Genomic DNA, 17,445 nt, shown 5'->3' with positions numbered 1-17,445 from the left:
AAGAGTAGTTTTACTTAGGTACTAGATACCTAGAGCTTGACCACCACCGATTTGTAGCGTTTCAGCAGTGATGAACGAAGCATCTTTGCTTACTAGGAAAGAAATCGCAGAAGCAACTTCTTCTGGCTGGCCAAGACGACCAAGCATGATGCTGTTAGCCCAAGAAGCAAATACTTCTGGCTTAGTTTCTTTGATTTGCGCGTGGAACGGAGTATCGATAGTACCAGGAGATACAGCGTTAACACGGATGCTTGCTGGAGCAAGTTCTTTCGCTAGAGCGCGAGTTAGAGTGTGAACTGCTGCTTTAGAAGTACCGTAGATACCAGCACCTGGGCCGCCTGCGTTCCAAGCTGCGTTAGAAGTGAAGTTGATGATTGACGCGTTGTCAGACTTCTTAAGGAATGGAATAGCAGCGCGAGATACGAAGAATGCGCTGTCTAGGTTAAGAGCCATTACTTTACGGAAGAAATCAGTTTCCATGCCTTCAATTGGGCTACGACCGCCAAGACCACCAGCGTTGTTTACAACAACGTCGATTTTACCGTACTTCTCACCAACAGCGGTGATAGCAGCAGTTACAGCGTGCTCGTCAGTTACATCAAAACCGTGGTATTCCGCTTCGATTCCTGCTTCTTTAAGCTCAGCAAGACGTTCAGCACCTTTCGCATCTTCGATACCGTTAAGGATAACAGTGTAACCGTCTTGACCAAGACGCTTAGCTACTTGAAAACCGATACCGCCAGTAGCGCCTGAGATAAATGCAACTTTGTTAGACATAGTGATATTCTCTATATGAGTTGATAATTGGCTAAACCTTCACAAATCGAGACACTCGTTTCTGCCGGTCAAACCATTTGTATTACAATAAGGCTATTGTAATTAATTCTGAGAAATAATCAAGCAGATGCTCATAATACCCATGCAATTAATGGTGTCATTACGCCCAGTTTTACCCAGCGTGCCATACTGCAACTTTTATGGTCCATTCTGAATACCAATCCAAAAGCCGCGTACATTATTTTATCTAGCAATCTTAAGAAACTCTTAAATTTTCTACTGCTCCATTTAGTCCACCGCTTTCTGCCATTCATTCAAAACTTTTAGTCTATTTTGACCTCGCCTTTCAGTTATGCAGAAATAACTCAAATATAAGCACATACTTTTTTCAATAATTGATACGCCAAGTCAGCATATCAATTTGATATACTTAACATTTTCATTGAGACTTATGACATTAGTATGATGAATACCCATCTGAAATGTGATTAATTTTCCCCCAAACAATCACTCGAAAAGCCAGTAAATGTTACCAAAAGTTACACGCCGAATAATGTAGAGCAATCAGAATATTCAAAAATAACTTTAAAAACAGAGTGATAGGAAAGTCGACTTCAAACAAGGCTACAGACAGGTAAATTTTGACGCGATCTATATCACAGACAAAGAACTCCTACACAAATAACATATTTGTCATACATAATTACTTATCTGCAGGAAAACTTAATGTCTTCATTTAGCAAAGTTGCTATTGGCGTTTTATCTACATTTGCCCTTTCATCTGCCGCAATTGCAGCCCCGACTCCAAATGAGGTTCTAGACCTAAGCTGTTGGAAAACGACATTGCCGGTATCACTAACTGGTGGTGATAAACCAACTGAGTTCAGCGAGAACGAAATTGCGCAAGGTGCTCAGCATTCTGTATACTTCTATGTCAATGAAGCAGGCGATGGTGTGGTTTTCCGTTCACCAATATCTGGAGTCAAGACATCAGAGAACACTAAATATATCCGTTCTGAACTTCGTCAAATGCTTCGCTGTGGTGATACATCTATTAGTACTCGAGGTACTAACAAGAACAACTGGGTATTTGGTTCTGCTCCAGAAGGCGATCACGCTAAAGTGGGCGGCGTAAATGGTCGTATGGAAGTCACCATGTCTGTTGATGAAGTAACGACTACTGGTGTAGATTGGCAGCAAGGTCGCGTAATCATTGGTCAGATCCATGCGCCTAATGATGAACCAATCAAAGTTTATTACCGCAAGATGCCGAACCACAAAACAGGTTCAATCTGGTTCAACGTAGAACCTGATCGTCGCTCTGGTCTGCGTGACGGTGATATCACCTTCCCTGTTCTAGGCTCGACTAAACCAAACTTCTGGCGTCAAGGTGAGAAAAACACTCCTGAATCTTTTGACGAGGGTATTGCGCTAGGCGAAAAATTCTCTTACGCAATTGATGTTGAAGGCAGCATGCTGACGTTCGAACTTTATCAAGAAGGCAAAGCTCCACGTAAGGTTTCTGTAGACCTAGACATCTACGGTGTTAGCCTGGAAGACAGCTGGAACTACTTTAAAGCCGGCGTTTACGTGCAAAACCGTACCGGTGATGGCGATGATATGACTGCGGCAACTATCTACGATCTCAAGGTAACGCACGATTAATAGCGCCTAGCCCACCAAGTTTTTTCTTCAAGAAACTAACCATAAATAACAAAGCCCTGGGTCACTTCAATGACCTAGGGCTTTTTCATTATCCGATTTTGCTTTCGATAAATATCAGGCGATCTTCCCTGCTGCCTTTATCTTCACATGCACCATGTTGCCTTGTAGATAACTCAGCGGTATCTCGCTGCGCTCTATCACTGCAACGCTCTCAGGGCAGGCACCCGCATTAACGGCGGTTTGCTTTGCTTGCTCTTCAAGTTGCTTCATGATTTCAATACGCTTGCTTGGCTCTAACGAGACAATCTTGTCGAATTGACCAGAGATCTCACCTAGCGCTACACCAATCGCATTCGCTACTTCATAGTGTTCGGGGCGAACCACCTCACTGACTCCGACAAAAGCATCGGGCATCAGTGCACTACCACCACCAACAAGAATCACTGGCACTGCATCCGATGAGGTCTTCATCTTATCAATGCCCTCTTCCACATCTCGAACCATCTGTGTATAGATAGTTGAAGCGTCGGGTTGAGATAGATCCACGGCTTGCACTTGACGTGTATCATGCCAATCCATGTGATCAAGCGTAAGCGCAACATCAGTCAGGGTTAATGTGTCACCAGCAAAGCTTTTTGCTTGACTTAGTAATCTGTGCCCCACACTGTCAGGCCCCAACTTAAAGCCCTCGTCTTCTTCTCGCACAATCGTGCCACCGCCGATGGCCAGTGCTAGGATATCGGGCATACGGAAGTTTGTTCGTACCTCACCCAGCTCCACTGCAATGCTAGATTCTCTTGGGTAACCATGAACCAGCGCGCCAATGTCTGATGTCGTACCGCCTACATCAACGACAATCGCATCTGATAATTTGGATAGGTGACTCGCACCGCGAATGGAGTTGGTTGGGCCACACGCCACGGTAAGGATTGGATACTTAAGAGCAAACTCTTGCGACATCAAGGTGCCATCGTTTTGTCCAAAGTATGGGGTTGCTAGGATTCTATGACTCTCAAGCGCATGACAGAAGCCTTGCACAAAGCGCTGAGCAGTGCCCTGCAATGCCGCATTCAGAATGGTCGCGTTCTCACGCTCTAATATCCCTAGGCTACCAACCTGATGAGAAAGAGAGATCTTTACACCCTCAAGCTCCTCCGATACCCATTGTGCAACTTGCTTTTCTTGCTCTCCATTTACCGGAGAAAACACGCCACAGATAGCAATCGAATCAACATTGCCCTTCATCTTCTGACAAAGCTGACGGATCTCTTGCTCTTGAATATCGGCAATCAATTTACCATCGTATTCATAGCCGCCGTGCGCCTCGTAGAAATGCTCACCCAGCAGTTGCTGCCACGACTGACTCCAACCACACAATGGCGGTACGCTACTGCCACTTGGCAGTGCCAGTCGAATCATTCCAACTCGGTCTAATGCCTTCTTTTCAACAATGGCATTGGTACACTGTGTTGTGCCCAGCATAGCATGCTGGACTTGATTGCCTTGAATACCGCTTTGGGTTAATAACGCCGAGATAGCACCATCAATACCAGTGAAAATATCCTCTGAGGTTGCTACCTTCACCTTAGCGATGCAATTTAGAGCGCTATCTAACAGCACCCCATCGGTATTGGTGCCACCAACATCAATACCTAGACGAAAAACTTGATCTTGCATGACTACTTACCACCTGTTTCTAGCAAGGATTCGATTGTTTGATACTCAACTTCGTAACCAAAGTAATTAGGTCCAGCCACCTCAATGCCCTTGTCCGTGCGCCACTTAGGGTCGCAAGGATAAGCGATGAGATCCACGCGCTGTCCATAGTGAAGTTGCTCAGTGGTGATGGGCTGACCTGTCTCATGATCCAGTATCGATATAAGATCTGGCGTAGTCGCGAGCAGGTTTTCTTGGCTTAGATCGTCCGCAGAGCGACCTTTGTGAGCCAATAGCAATTCGTTTTGAAAATGCACCACCACTGAATCAGGCTGATCCTGATTATCTGAATACTGCAGTTTTTCAATCACAACACCACCGGTAACAAACCCTCCTGATGTTGTGCGATGGATATCCAAGATCTTGCCGCTGACAATGCGTTGGCCACCAACAATATCGAGAACCGCATCAACCGCATTTTCGCTGTTGTCATTGGCATGGCGAATCGCCTTGCCTATGTTCATGGCTTTGGTTAGCGTTCCGCCAAGTGCACTCTTCTTTAGATCCACGCCTCGCATTGGATAGTCGCACATAGCGGCAGACCCACCCATCTCTTCTGTGATTGGGCGAGCGAAACGCTCAGACCAAACACCATCTAATGGATGAAGGGTAACAACATTTCCTTTCTCATCCGCCAAGGTGTTTGGCGCAGAAGGCAAACCATCTAAATAGAAGGTCACCATCTGTGATTCAGGAAAGGCACGCCCCATGGCATCACAATCGACAACAGGAATGCCTTTTTGAGCTGCAATCAGGATTGGAATGAGAGAGTTGAACCCGCCCACTTCAATAGGGAAAGTCACAGAGATCGTCTCTTCTAGCGCCTTTTCCATTGCCTCAAAGGCCACCAGCATCTGCTCTTTAGAGTTCAGTTTTTCTATTGCAACGGTAGGAGCGCCAATCATAGAAGATGGAACCGTCATGCAGTTGTCATCAACTTGTTCAAGAGAAATAATCTCTACCGGTTTTTCCGACTGGGCGATAGCTGCCTTTGCCATCAAAGCGCCACTGTAAGGGTCACCGCCACCGCCTGTACCAAGCACTGTGGCACCCAGAGCAATATCGTCAATGATTTGGTCATTAATAATCACGGACTGTCTCCTTGCTCTTTCCCAATGCCGTTACCTTAGCCAGAACCATGTAAGCGACGAATGCAGCGAGAATGCCATCGATTGCCGAGATAGAGGTGATGCTAAATAGATTGAAAAATTCACCCGCAGTACATGCACTCACTGCACTACCAAAGGCCCATGCCAGCAAACCATTCAGTTTCCAAGCCGGAACGCTCTGAATTGCCTCAAAGGTAAAGTCTTTCTTATTGATGAAGTAATATTGAGCCAGGTAAACACCCGCTGATGGTGCGATCGTGACACCAAGAAGAGTCAAGAAAGCGGTAAACTTATCAACCATACCGAATTGCGCTACCGCAAGGCCGATAACCGTCATTAATACAACCCAAACAGGGCGAGGAACACGAGGAAGAGCTACTGACATACCCAGAGCACCTGACACTAGGTTACTACTGTTGGTTGTCCACTGTGCAAATACCAGAATGGTAATCGCAACCATGCCAAGCCCGATGGCAAAGAAGACTTCAACTAGGTTATCTGTACCTGTCATTTGAGTAAGTAGAAGCGCAACAACGATAGTCGCACTGTTACCAAGCAAGAAACCAAACCCGGCGCCTAGAATGGCATCTTTTCGAGTTTTAGCGTAACGAGCGATATCAGGAGACGCAATCGCAGCCAAAATCCAGATAGACATAACAAAGGAAATTGCCTCACCCATAGACATTGGCGCAACTAACTCTCGTTCACCGCCTGTTTGTGTGCCCGATGCCATGATAAGGCCAAGGGTAATCAAACCAACCATTAGCGGTACGGAGTAAGTTGAAAGCTTACCAAGTGCGCGGACACCATAAATAGCGGTAGCCATCATAAGGGCTCCGCCTCCCACTAAGGCAGCGAAATGGGATACGTCTATATTATATTTGGCAAGAGCCTCTACCAGAATTAACGCAAAGAAATCGGCCTGAAAAGCGAACCATCCGACAAGAGACACACCTGTAATTAGGCCTAATAATTTACCACCATTGCGGCCGAACACTGCGCTACTCACTAGCGGAGTAGATACACCTGATTGAAAGCCAATATTTGCACAGAGCATGGCAAGAACAGCAAGAATGGTCGAACCAATAAAGGTCGCTAGCAAGGCATCGTTGATTGCCATGCCTTCACTCAAGATTGCTCCTAGGAACAACCCTGAAATATCAATACCAATAGCCAGCCAAATTAGGCTAATTACCCACCAAGAACGCTTGGCATTTTCGGGCACTGGCTCTAATTCGAAATCGTCAATCTTTGACTTAGGTTGTTCTGACATCCGTCTCTCCTACATATTTATCCATATTGGTCACATAAAAAAAGTTAGCACCTTGTTACATGTAAATAAATACATATTATTGAATCTAAACATTCTAAATTTATTATGTATTGCTTTTATGTCGATTAATATAGAAAAATTAGACAAGCGAGACCTACGTCGGTTAGAACTTTTTTCCGAGATCGTTGAGCAGGGTGGGATCAGCAATGCCACCTTAACCACAGGCCTCAGTCAGCCAGTACTTAGCAAGGAACTCATCACCCTAGAAAAAAGCCTCGGAGTGGTACTTTGCAACCGCGGACGAAGTGGTTTTGTGTTAACAGACGAAGGATGCAAAGTATATAATTATGCAAATGAGATCAATAGCTTGCTGTCCGACTACGCCGCTAAACTCAAGGGCGTTCAATCTAAGTTAATCGGCCATGTTCGCGTAGGCTGTTTAGACAATACCGTTTCTCTCTCTTCTAACCCTTTATCAAAAGCCATCGAAGCCTATTACAAACTCAGCGACGATGTTGAGCTTACCTTAGAGATTGGAGATTTCACCGTTCTCAACGAGAAATTAGCAAAAAACCAACTGGATATGATGATTGTAGTTCTCAACGATCATCAAACCTACTCTTACCCTCATGTAGAACCGATTTTCACTGAAGAAAGCTGTTTGTATGCACGCAAGGATCTTGCCGAAACCATACGCAACAACAACTATTCACTGGAATCTCAGAGAATCAATGTCGGAGGCTATGCCGCAGATACCATGTATTCCCTACTCGATGTTAGCCAATATCAAAATCTAAAGCTTATCGACGGTTGGCATGTGGAATCAGGCTTAATGCTCACCCTTGCGGGAACGCACATTAGTTTTCTTCCTACTCACCTTATCGAAAACCACGATTATCGAGACCAATTCACAGCATTGAAGCCAAAACAGTGGCACTTTAGTAGTCAGTTTTCCATCGTACTTAGAAATCATCTTAGAGGGCTCTCTCCCGCCGCATCCGCCTTCTATGACTGTTTAATTGCAGCGGCAAAGGAATCAACATGAGTCAATGGCTAGAGTGGGCTAAACAATTACAAGCAATAAGCCAGGCAGGAAAGACTTATTCCGTAGATAAGTTTGACCTAGAACGCTTCGATCAAGTAGCTGATATCTCAAATAAAATGTTTGCTGAACTGAGCGACCAGCCTGTAGAGAAAGTGGCGAATCTATTTATCGATGAACGCGGATACCCAACTCCGAAGATTGACGTTCGAGCTGGTGTTATTAAGGACGGAAAAATCCTTCTGGTTCGCGAGCGTGAAGACAATTGCTGGACTCTGCCTGGAGGTTGGGGCGATGTGTGTGAAACCCCAACACAAGGTGTTGTCAGGGAAGTTTTTGAAGAGTCTGGGTATGTGGTTTCTAATCCTGAACTCGTCGCTATAAAAGACAGAGCTGTGCACCCCTACACTCCTCCTTACCCTTTTCATATCTATAAGATGTTTTTCTTGTGTAAGTTGGAGTCGGGCGAACCCACAATTAACATGGAAATCTCTGAAATTGGTTTCTTTGCTATTGATGAACTACCAGAGCTTTCTAAAGGACGAACCATGAAGGAAGATATTGAGATGATCTTTGCGTTTTCGATGAATCCGAATATGAAGGTTTATGTTGATTAAGGCACTTCACTGCTGGGTTTTAGATGCCCGATGAGAGACTTCGGGCATGACAAGGTTCGTTTAGAGTATAGCTGATCTCGATACTATCATCTCCGAGTGCTCCTATCGGAGATCTAGTCGGTACTATGTTAGGTATTCAGCGCTCTAGATACCCGATAACACACTTCGGGTATGACAAGGTTCGTGAAGGTCGATACTGTCATCTCCGAGTGCTCCTATCGGAGATCGAGTCGGTACTACGTTAGGTATTCAGCGCTCTAGATACCCGATAACACACTTCGGGTATGACGAGTTTCGTTATGGGTATAGCTGATCTCGATACTGTCATCTCCGAGTGCTCCTATCGGAGATCTAGAGGGTACTATGTTAGGTCCTCAGCGCTTTAGATACCCGATAACACACTTCGGGTATGACAAGGTTCGTTAAGGTCGATACTGTCATCTCCGAGTGCTCCTATCGGAGATCTAGTCGGTACTATGTTAAGTATTCAGCGCTCTAGGTACCCGATAACACACTTCGGGTATGACGAGTTTCGTTAAGGGTATAGCAGATCTCGATACTGTCATCTCCGAGCGTTCCTATCGAAGATCTAATAGGTACTATGTTAGGTATTCAGCGCTCTAGGTACCCGATAACACACTTCGGGTATGGCAAGGTTCGTTAAGGGTACAGCTGATCTCGATACTGTCATCTCCGAGCACTCCTATCGGAGATCTAGTCGGTACTATGTTAGGTATTCAGCGCTTAAGATACCCGATAACACACTTCGGGTATGACAAGTTTCGTTATGGTTATAGCTGATCTCGCTACTGTCATCTTCGAGCGCTCCTATCGAAGATCTAGTGGATACTACGTTGGGTATTCAGCGCTCTAGATATCCAATAACACACTTCGGGTATGGCAAGGTTCGTTAAGGGTACAGCTGATCTCGATACTGTCATCTCCGTGTGCCCCTATCGGAGATCTAGTGGGTACTACTGTTAGGAATTCAGCGCTCTAGATACCCGATAAGAGACTGCGGGTATGACGGATCAATACAAACGAAAAAAGGCTAGGTTTATGCACCTAGCCTTTCATTATTCATTTAATTGCTACAACTTAAACAACAGTAATAACGTCTTCTGTTGCTAGGCGAGCTTTTGGCTTGCCGTAGTTGTAGTCTTCACCATCTAGGTGATAGCCAATCGCTAGTGCGAAATCACATTGGTAGCCACCAAGCTCTTGTGCAAACTCTTGACCAATCAGCTCAGGGTCAACGCCTTCCATTGGAGTAGAAGCAATACCCATACGTGCAAGAACGTGCAGTGTGTTACCAACAGCAATATAGGTTTGAGCCTTAGTCCAGTTGCCGTTGAAGCCACTCTCGTCAGTGTTTAGCTCTGCAAAACCGTATGCACCGTTTAACATGTTGTCGTACATATCTGCCGGTAGGTGGCCAGAGCTTACTTCTACATCGACAACTTTACGGTAGTCGTCTTTGGTGTAGTTAGGGTTATGCGCAAACAAAATAACGTGCGACGCTTCTTTAGCGTGCGGCTGGTTAAATTGGTGCATGTTGGCAAAAGTGTCATGAAAACGCTGCTTAGCCGCATCACTCTCAACCACAATAAATTTCCAAGGCTGTGAATTGATAGAAGATGCTGATAGACGAATAGCTTCTTTGATCACTTCCATATCTTCAGCAGAGATGCGCTTGTCTGCATCGTATTTCTTTGCTGTGTAACGGCTGTTTAGATCTTTAATGATTGGGTGCGACATAATGAAATTCCTCATAAGCGTTGTCGATGGCGAGCATAATAAGAGGTTCATCACACTTTGAAAAGAGCCAATATTTCCAATCATTATGGATAAATATTTCCATAATGATTTCCATTTAGGATGTAATGTTTGAGAGGCATAAATAAGATAGGCAACTAAAAAAGCCTCGTGTTAAACGAGGCTTGAATTGATACGGCTAGGCTCTATCTCCTCGCCTGTCCTCTCCTGTCCACTGCTTTTTAATTAATGAAACGACCGTTTCACCAGGCTGAGGGGAAAACTCGCTATCATCACCGACCATATGGACTCGTTGCTGAGCTGTGACTACAAACAAAGGTTGGATAAGGCTGTCATTATATTGTGTGAGGTAGTCTTGATAAGTAAAGCTATCACTCAACTTGGTATGCTTAACTTCCGCTCCTTGATTGATCAAGCTCGCCAGCTTTTTAAAGCTATGCTGCCCAGCAAATAGCGTTTGTCCAAAGGACTTTTTACCCACAATATGTTTATCACCATTGGTGTTTTTTATATCCCTTAGACAGAACACTCGATTCACACCAAAATCGGACAAATACTGCATACATGCCATGATATTAAAATGCTTATCAGGGCTCATAGCCACCACATGCCCAACTCCAATCAGGTCGAGGTATTCATCAGCATGGCTCGATGTAGGATTACCATAGTAATACTCTAAACCGGCCATTTTAGCCTGACTAATGTAATCCCAGTTAGAATCCGTCACCACAACCCTTAAGTCGTACTTAGACAGGGCTAGTGCGACAGCGCGAGCTACATCATTAGCTCCCACAATCAAGAAACCGCGTGGAGCCGTCTCTGCTACACCTAATAGTTTCGCCATGGGTTTAGCTGAAAAGCTTTGTAAAACAACGGTACCGATGATCACCATAAATACCAAAGGAACCAGCAATTTCGCTTCTTCCATACCAAAATTGTATAGCTTGATCGCAAACAGAGCAGAGATAGACGCGGCAACAATACCTCTAGGAGCAACCCAAGCCAGGAAGACCTTCTCTTTGAAGCCTAAACTGCTGCGTAATGTAGAAGCAAAGATAGATAAAGGGCGAGCAACAAGTTGGATGACGACGAACAAAGCTACAGCACTCCAACCAAGGGCTTGGAAATCTTCAAGGTCAATACGAGCCGCTAGTATGATGAACAAGCCCGTAATAAACATGACCGTTAGGTTTTCTTTAAAGTGCAGAATACTTTGAATATTCACGTCTCTGGCATTGGCAAGCCACATTCCCATCACCGTCACGGTTAAGAGCCCAGATTCAGACTCTAGATGGTTTGAAACTGCAAACACCGCAAGAACAATGGTTAACACGCCAAAAGGTTGTAAATACTCTGGCAACCAACCTCTCCTGAGCACTTCAGCCACACCAGCGCCCGCAGCAATACCAATACCAAAACCTATCACTAAGATAAGCCCAAACACTTCAAAGCTTTGCGCTGAACTGCTTGAGATAATGAACTCATACACCATGACCACAAACAGCGCACCAAGGGGATCAATTAAGATGCCCTCCCAGCGAAGAATGTTGGATAAGCGCGCGGTGGGTCTGACCGTTCTAAGTAAGGGCACTATCACTGTAGGACCCGTTACCACTGTCAAGCTACCAAACAGCAGTGCCAGCGACCATTCAAAGCCCAATAAATAGTGCGTAGCGATACTCGTTACCGCCCAAGACACTAAGGCTCCTATAGAGACAATGCTCCACACGGTATTGCTGACGCCCTTTATTTCAGAGAACTTTAGGGTCAAACTTCCCTCAAAAAGAATCACCGCAACAGCCAGTGATACCAGAGCAAAGAAATGCTCGCCTAAAACCACTTGAGGCTGTAGCCACCCCATGATGGGACCGGCAATAATACCCGCTACAAGCAAAAACAAAATAGCCGGTAATTTCAGGCGCCAAGCTAGCCATTGGCACCCAAGCCCAACAATACCTACAGCAGCAATACCCAGCGCAGCCCAATCTTCGTGCATAGTGACTCTTCAACTTTGTGATTACCTGTAAACACCTTAGTAGATTCAAGCACTTGTGCCACTTTATTCGGTAAAACAACAAGGCGAATTTTTGCTTGTATAAGCCTGTATGCTAGTGCACCTAATTGGTGCTAACTGCACAAGATAAAAGCACAAACATTCAGTGCACCAACAATAAAAACCAGAGAAAACAACAAGTTATAGATTGGCATCATAGTTGCTTGATTAAATATGATAAATGTCTTCATAAATAAGGATGTGATTATGGACATATCAAGCAACATGCTACTGATCAACCGAGCAGGCCTCACTAACGCACTCTCTTCGCCCTTTGAATCCCCTATCACCCAAGGGCAACAAGCCGTCAAGTTTGTTTTTGATGCAATAGATGCAGTACGACTTCATCGTTCGTTTGTCTACGAAGAAATGACGGGCGAAGAGATAGATCAAGAGGCGTTTGCCGAAGTTAAATCGACGCTGTTTTCCCTGAGCAACAAAGTCAGCAGCTACAGCTACCTAGGCAGTCGACCTGAGCGACACATCTTGAGTATGCGTCTAGAGGCCTTAAGCCAAACCAGTGAAGAACAATCACTGTCAAAGCGACTCGTCGTTCACGGACAAACTATACGTTTATTGTTCTTTTGCTGTGATTGCGCTGTGCTCAGAAGCCTGAAGGGGCAAGAATTATCAATGACGCGCTACAACGAACAGTGGCAAACACTGATGGATACGGTGGATGCTCTAACACAATATCGAATCTGTATCAGTTCGGTGGTTCAAAACGGATTACGAAATCCAAAACTGCTGGTAGGGCGCGCTAGCAATTTACTTAATAAAGCGAAGCGTTTTCAGGATCAGGGCTTTAATAATCAATATACTCTGGATGAAGCCATTGCTCGTCTAGCAGACTCAATGCACGATCTCACCAAGGGTGAAGCTATCTCTGCTCCTTTGCTTTATCTTGACACCAGCTTCATATCGTTTGAGCTGATCAAGGTGTACAAGCAAATCGTCAGAGATCAGTTAAATCGATGCAAGAACCAACAAGATAGCGCCAAGATGCCTGCATAAGCATTAATAAGTTCAATCCAAAGAAAAAGGCGAGCAATGCTCGCCTTTATTTTACCTAGCCATCTACGTTGTTATTTTTTATTGGATTACGTAGTCTGGTCCTGCAACGTCAGCGGTGATGATCTTCAATTTAGAAGCATCAGCACCCACGTTTTCTGCAGATTCAAAGCCATTCACGTTTGTGATTTCTGGCAATTCAGTAGAGTAGTTAGAAACTTGCTCAGCTTCTGTCACTTGACCAACGTACACTTCATCAGCATAAGTTGCAGCATCAAGCGGGAAGTCAGCAGTAGCACGAACAGCAACAAACTCAGGGTTGGCAGAGTTGTCTACAAGATTCTTGCTAAAGTGTACATCTACACCACCAAAGATATTTTCCACTTCTTTGTTGTCGAACAGGCTTACACGGTGAGTCTGGTTGCCATAAACAATGCCCCACTCTGTATCAACTAACGTGTTGTTTTCAATCGCGATGTTCTTTGGAGTCCACTGCTTGTTTAGCTCTTTGCCTTTAACCGATTGATCAAGCTCTTCGCCATTCGCCACATCGATAATGCCAGTATTAATAACAATACCACCACGAAGATCCGCATTACCTTCAATTAGACCATCACGACCACGAGTGTTAGCAATGTAGTTATTGCGGATTACATGGTCTTCATCATAGATGCGCATGCCGCCCGTGAGACGCTTGCCATTGCCCAGAACTACGTTGTCTTCAACTACGTTGGCTTTGCCGTGACGAAGAGAAATCAAAGCGGTACTCTCAAAAATAGTGTTGCCACCAATGATGTTACCACCAGACTTTATAGAGATAAGCTCACGCTCACCGTCCATATTAACCATTAGGTTCTCTACAAACTGGCTGTTTGAAGGCCACTGTGATGCTTTAGAGTCACCAATGCGAATGGCTTCCCAGCTGTTGCCGTTGTAGCGAATCGCTTCTTTGATATCAAACTCATTGAATTGATTTGGTTTTTGATCCAAGAAAATGTTGTGCTTGATAATATGGTTATCAGGCGTTTCATTCTTCTGAACACCAATCAACGTACCGCGCTTTTGTTTACCTTCAAAACGGTTGTTGATCACTTGACCGTCTTTACCCCATAGAGAAACCCAAAGGTACTTAGGATACTCAGAGCGACGCTCGTCTGGTTCATATGGGTAATCATCATTGAAGTAATAGAATGTTGAATTCTTCAATGTGATTCGGTCACCCATCATACGTACGCCACCAAAGCGCTCGTTTGGGCCACCTTCAGTGAATACCAATCCATCTAAAGTAATACCGTCACCTTTCAGTTCAAACTGAACAAGACCTGTGATCCAAGCAGTACCTGCCTTTCTCGCTTTAATCGTTACGTTATTCGCTTCAATAGTCAGTTGACCAAGATTGCGATACTTGCCTGGTTCGATTTCAATCACGTCACCATTTTTCGCATTGAGGATCTTCTCACGAAGTGCATCAACTTCACCTTTATAGGCTTCTTCCATAGACGCTTTTTCAATAACCGTTAAACGATCACTTTCTAAAAGCATGCTGCGGTTTACATCCGCAACCGTCATAGGCTCTTCTGGTTGAGAGTTGTTGAAAAGGCTACATCCAGACAAAGCTAACGTAGCAGCTAAGGCAATGGCAGTTTTTTTCATTTTATTGTCTCTTCTTTTAGGGTTTGCAAAGCAAAAAAATGCGGGCTTAAAAGGCCCGCATTGAATAATTATAAAACTCTATTATTTCGCGGTTTGTTCACGTAGTTCTTCAACGGTGTCATCAACTGCTTTCACAAGTAGTAAACCAACACTCAGAACAATCACGCCACACAATACAAAGATAAAGCGGCCCCACAATGGGTTAGGTAGCAAGAACATTAGCATTACACCAACACCTGCAACTGCGATAAGTGAACCAAGCATACGACGCTGTTTGTTATCTAGTACTTTCTGCTCAGCAGACTCAGCAACTAGTGGAGTTGATAGGTTCTCGAAGAACTTGTCTACATCCGCTTGACGCTCAGCGGTAAGTGGCTTGTAGAACAGTGTTGTTAGGCAGAAGAAACCTGCTGTAAACACTAGGTGTCCAATAAGACCAATAGCAACCTTCATATCTGACCACTCACGACCAGTAAGAGGCTCTAGGTTGAACCAGTTCGCAACCATATCTGCTGTAATTACAAAGCCTACGTAGTAAGAAACAACCGCACCCACTACAAGCGTACCCCAACCTGCCCAATCCGGCGTCTTCTTAATGAAGAAGCCACAGAATGCTGGAATAGTCATAGGGAAGCCGATTAGAGCACCTACATACATCATTGTATCGAATAAGCTTAGACCTTTTAGCGAGTTAATAAATAGCGCTACAAGGATAATTGCGATACCGAAGAAGGTAGACGTTAGTTTAGAAACAACTACTAGCTCTTTTTCAGATGCATTTGGACGACAGATTGGTTCGTAGAAGTTCTTAACGAAAATACCTGAGTTACGGTTTAGGCCAGAGTCCATTGAAGACATTGTTGCTGCGAACATTGCTGCAATTAAAAGACCAACCATACCAGCAGGCATGAATTCTTGTACGAAGTATAGGTAAGCGAAGTCAGCAGCTTTTGAGCCAGCTTCTGGGTAAACCGCTGCTAGATCAACACCTTGACCGGCAATGAACCAAGAAGGCATAAACCAGATTACAGGGCCTAATGTCATTAGAACACACGCAAGAAGTGCTGCTTTCTTTGCGTTCTTTGAGTCTTTAGCCGCAAGGTAACGGTAAGAGTTAAGCATGTTGTTCGTGATAGAGAACTGCTTCACAAAGATAAAGAATGCCCAGATACCGAAGATGCTTAGGTAATTAAGGTCGTTACCAGAAACGAAAGATGCACCCTCATCCACAGGGAAGTTATTGATAATCTCACCAACACCACCACCTTGAATAATAGCAACAACCGCACACGTCACTGTTACCGCCATGATAATAACCATCTGCATAAAGTCAGATGCAATTACCGCCCACGAACCACCAGTTACAGACATTACTAGTACTACTAGACCCGTCAGAACGATAGTCGTCGTCATGTCGAAACCAAAGATGCCAGAAGCAATGATGGCTAGACCGTTCAGCCAGATACCCGCAGAGATAACGCTGTTTGGCATACCCGACCAAGTAAATACTTGCTCGTTGAAAGAACCAAAACGCATACGAATCGCCTGAATTACCGTAACAACACGTAGTTGACGGAACTTAGGAGCGAAGTATAGGTAGTTCATTAGGTAACCAAATGCGTTCGCTAGGAAGATAATTGCTACTGCAAAACCATCCGTGTACGCCTTACCCGCTGCACCAGTAAACGTCCAAGCACTAAATTGGGTCATGAAGGCTGTAGCGCCTACCATCCACCAAAGCATGCTACCGCCGCCTCTGAAGTAATCACTTGTTGTACTTGTAAACGTTCTGAACATCCATCCTATTGCAATTAAGAATAGGAAATAGACGCCAACAATAACTGTATTGAGATCCATTGTTTAACCCTAGTGAGATTGATTTATTGTGTAAGTGCAAAAAAGTCTAACCAGAACCAACACTGACTTGTACTACAATAAGGTTTAAATGTGACGAATACCTCGTGAAGTGTTGATGAATAAATCATACAAGTGATCTAGATCTAACATTAAATAACGTTTAAAAACTTTAAGAAACACAACTAGAAACATGCTGTTACACGTAGCAATACCCGGTTACAGGTAAAATTAGCAGAGCCTGATCACATTAATTATGTAAATGGGAGTTGGCATTCATTAATTAGGTTATGGATAAATTTAAGAGAAGGTTCGCCAGCAAGCGCAATAGTATTACTATTGGAGCTTAAGTAGTTCAGATCTGAGAATTACAACGCGACCACTTGATTGAGAATAAACGCCAGAACGAGCTAAATCGTTTACATGTTATCTCCAACCACACCGTCGTCTCTAATCCAACGTCGCATCAAACCCAACGTCGTCTCCGAAGTGTTTTTCGGGCTGGCCTACCAGTCGGAGACCTCTTCAACTGCTGGACTATTTAGGTCCCCGATAGAAGCACTCGGGGACGACGGAAACGGACCATAGAGCTTTAAGTCCATAGAACCGTAATCCACATCCGAAACTCACCACAACCCATTGTCATCTCCGAGCGCTTTTATCGGAGATCTCTTCACCTGCTAAACTATTTAGGTCCCCGATAACAGCATTCGGGGACGACGAGCAGAAGACATAAAATCTCAAATTTACCAATTGTCGTCTTTAGCCCAACTTCGTCTCTAACCCAACGTCATCTCCGAGTGCTTTTATCGGAGATCTCCTCACCTGCTGAACTATTTAGGTCCCCGATAACAGCAATCGGGGACGACGGAAACGGATCATAGAGCTTTAGTCCATAG

Annotated in this window: 12 protein-coding genes; 4 read left to right on the top strand and 8 right to left on the bottom strand. The window is 44.5% G+C overall.

What is annotated here, in order from left to right; translation table 11 throughout:
• Window positions 1–21 precede the first annotated feature (21 nt).
• On the bottom strand, window positions 22–777 hold the full coding sequence (locus D5I41_RS06460; protein WP_119009073.1) for an SDR family NAD(P)-dependent oxidoreductase: 756 nt from the start codon (window positions 775–777) through the stop codon (window positions 22–24).
• A 726-nt stretch (window positions 778–1,503) separates the two neighbouring features.
• Here D5I41_RS06460 and D5I41_RS06455 point away from each other — a divergent pair.
• Window positions 1,504–2,442 carry a polysaccharide lyase family 7 protein gene (locus tag D5I41_RS06455; protein ID WP_119009072.1) on the top strand — a complete coding sequence of 313 codons (939 nt, stop codon included), beginning with the start codon at window positions 1,504–1,506 and terminating at the stop codon, window positions 2,440–2,442.
• Window positions 2,443–2,556: 114 nt separating this feature from the next.
• Here D5I41_RS06455 and D5I41_RS06450 read toward each other — a convergent pair whose 3' ends face one another.
• From D5I41_RS06450 to D5I41_RS06440, 3 genes are read right to left on the bottom strand one after another with little or no spacing between them, the layout of a single operon-like run.
• Entirely contained in the window at window positions 2,557–4,119 is a 1,563-nt protein-coding gene (locus D5I41_RS06450; protein ID WP_119009071.1) for a hydantoinase/oxoprolinase N-terminal domain-containing protein, read from the bottom strand.
• Between the two features lie 2 nt (window positions 4,120–4,121).
• On the bottom strand, window positions 4,122–5,249 hold the full coding sequence (locus tag D5I41_RS06445; RefSeq protein ID WP_119009070.1) for an S-methyl thiohydantoin desulfurase family protein: 1,128 nt from the start codon (window positions 5,247–5,249) through the stop codon (window positions 4,122–4,124).
• A complete protein-coding gene (locus D5I41_RS06440; protein WP_119009069.1) occupies window positions 5,239–6,540 on the bottom strand; it encodes a cytosine permease in 1,302 nt (433 codons plus the stop codon). Before D5I41_RS06440 ends, D5I41_RS06445 begins: the two co-directional genes overlap by 11 nt.
• Before the next feature lie 118 nt (window positions 6,541–6,658).
• Here D5I41_RS06440 and D5I41_RS06435 point away from each other — a divergent pair, with 118 nt between their 5' ends.
• Together D5I41_RS06435 and D5I41_RS06430 are read left to right on the top strand one after the other, a co-directional pair.
• Window positions 6,659–7,585, top strand: a complete 927-nt coding sequence (locus D5I41_RS06435) for a LysR family transcriptional regulator (protein WP_119009068.1) — start codon at window positions 6,659–6,661, stop codon at window positions 7,583–7,585.
• Entirely contained in the window at window positions 7,582–8,199 is a 618-nt protein-coding gene (locus D5I41_RS06430) for an NUDIX hydrolase (protein ID WP_119009067.1), read from the top strand. Before D5I41_RS06435 ends, D5I41_RS06430 begins: the two co-directional genes overlap by 4 nt.
• A gap of 1,098 nt (window positions 8,200–9,297) precedes the next feature.
• Here D5I41_RS06430 and D5I41_RS06425 read toward each other — a convergent pair.
• Both D5I41_RS06425 and D5I41_RS06420 read right to left on the bottom strand, forming a co-directional pair.
• Window positions 9,298–9,957 (bottom strand): NAD(P)H-dependent oxidoreductase, encoded by a 660-nt coding sequence (locus tag D5I41_RS06425; RefSeq protein WP_119009066.1) that lies wholly within the window; start codon window positions 9,955–9,957, stop codon window positions 9,298–9,300.
• 196 nt (window positions 9,958–10,153) lie between these two features.
• A complete protein-coding gene (locus tag D5I41_RS06420) occupies window positions 10,154–11,971 on the bottom strand; it encodes a cation:proton antiporter (RefSeq protein WP_119009065.1) in 1,818 nt (605 codons plus the stop codon).
• A 264-nt stretch (window positions 11,972–12,235) separates the two neighbouring features.
• Between D5I41_RS06420 and D5I41_RS06415 the strand changes: the two genes are divergently transcribed.
• Window positions 12,236–13,042 (top strand): hypothetical protein, encoded by an 807-nt coding sequence (locus D5I41_RS06415; protein WP_119009064.1) that lies wholly within the window; start codon window positions 12,236–12,238, stop codon window positions 13,040–13,042.
• A 78-nt stretch (window positions 13,043–13,120) separates the two neighbouring features.
• On the opposite strand, the gene D5I41_RS06410 is transcribed toward D5I41_RS06415, so the two are convergent.
• A complete protein-coding gene (locus D5I41_RS06410) occupies window positions 13,121–14,692 on the bottom strand; it encodes a polysaccharide lyase 6 family protein (RefSeq protein WP_119009063.1) in 1,572 nt (523 codons plus the stop codon).
• 81 nt (window positions 14,693–14,773) lie between these two features.
• Window positions 14,774–16,549: a sodium:solute symporter family protein gene (locus D5I41_RS06405; protein ID WP_119009062.1), complete on the bottom strand. Its 1,776-nt coding sequence runs from the start codon at window positions 16,547–16,549 to the stop codon at window positions 14,774–14,776.
• Between the last annotated feature and the right edge of the window lie 896 nt (window positions 16,550–17,445).

The sequence above is a fragment of the Vibrio superstes genome (assembly GCF_003569005.1).
In the GTDB taxonomy this organism is placed as follows: domain Bacteria; phylum Pseudomonadota; class Gammaproteobacteria; order Enterobacterales; family Vibrionaceae; genus Vibrio; species Vibrio superstes.
The sequence above is the reverse complement of the archived record's forward strand: the minus strand, read 5'-3'. Positions and strand labels throughout refer to the sequence as shown.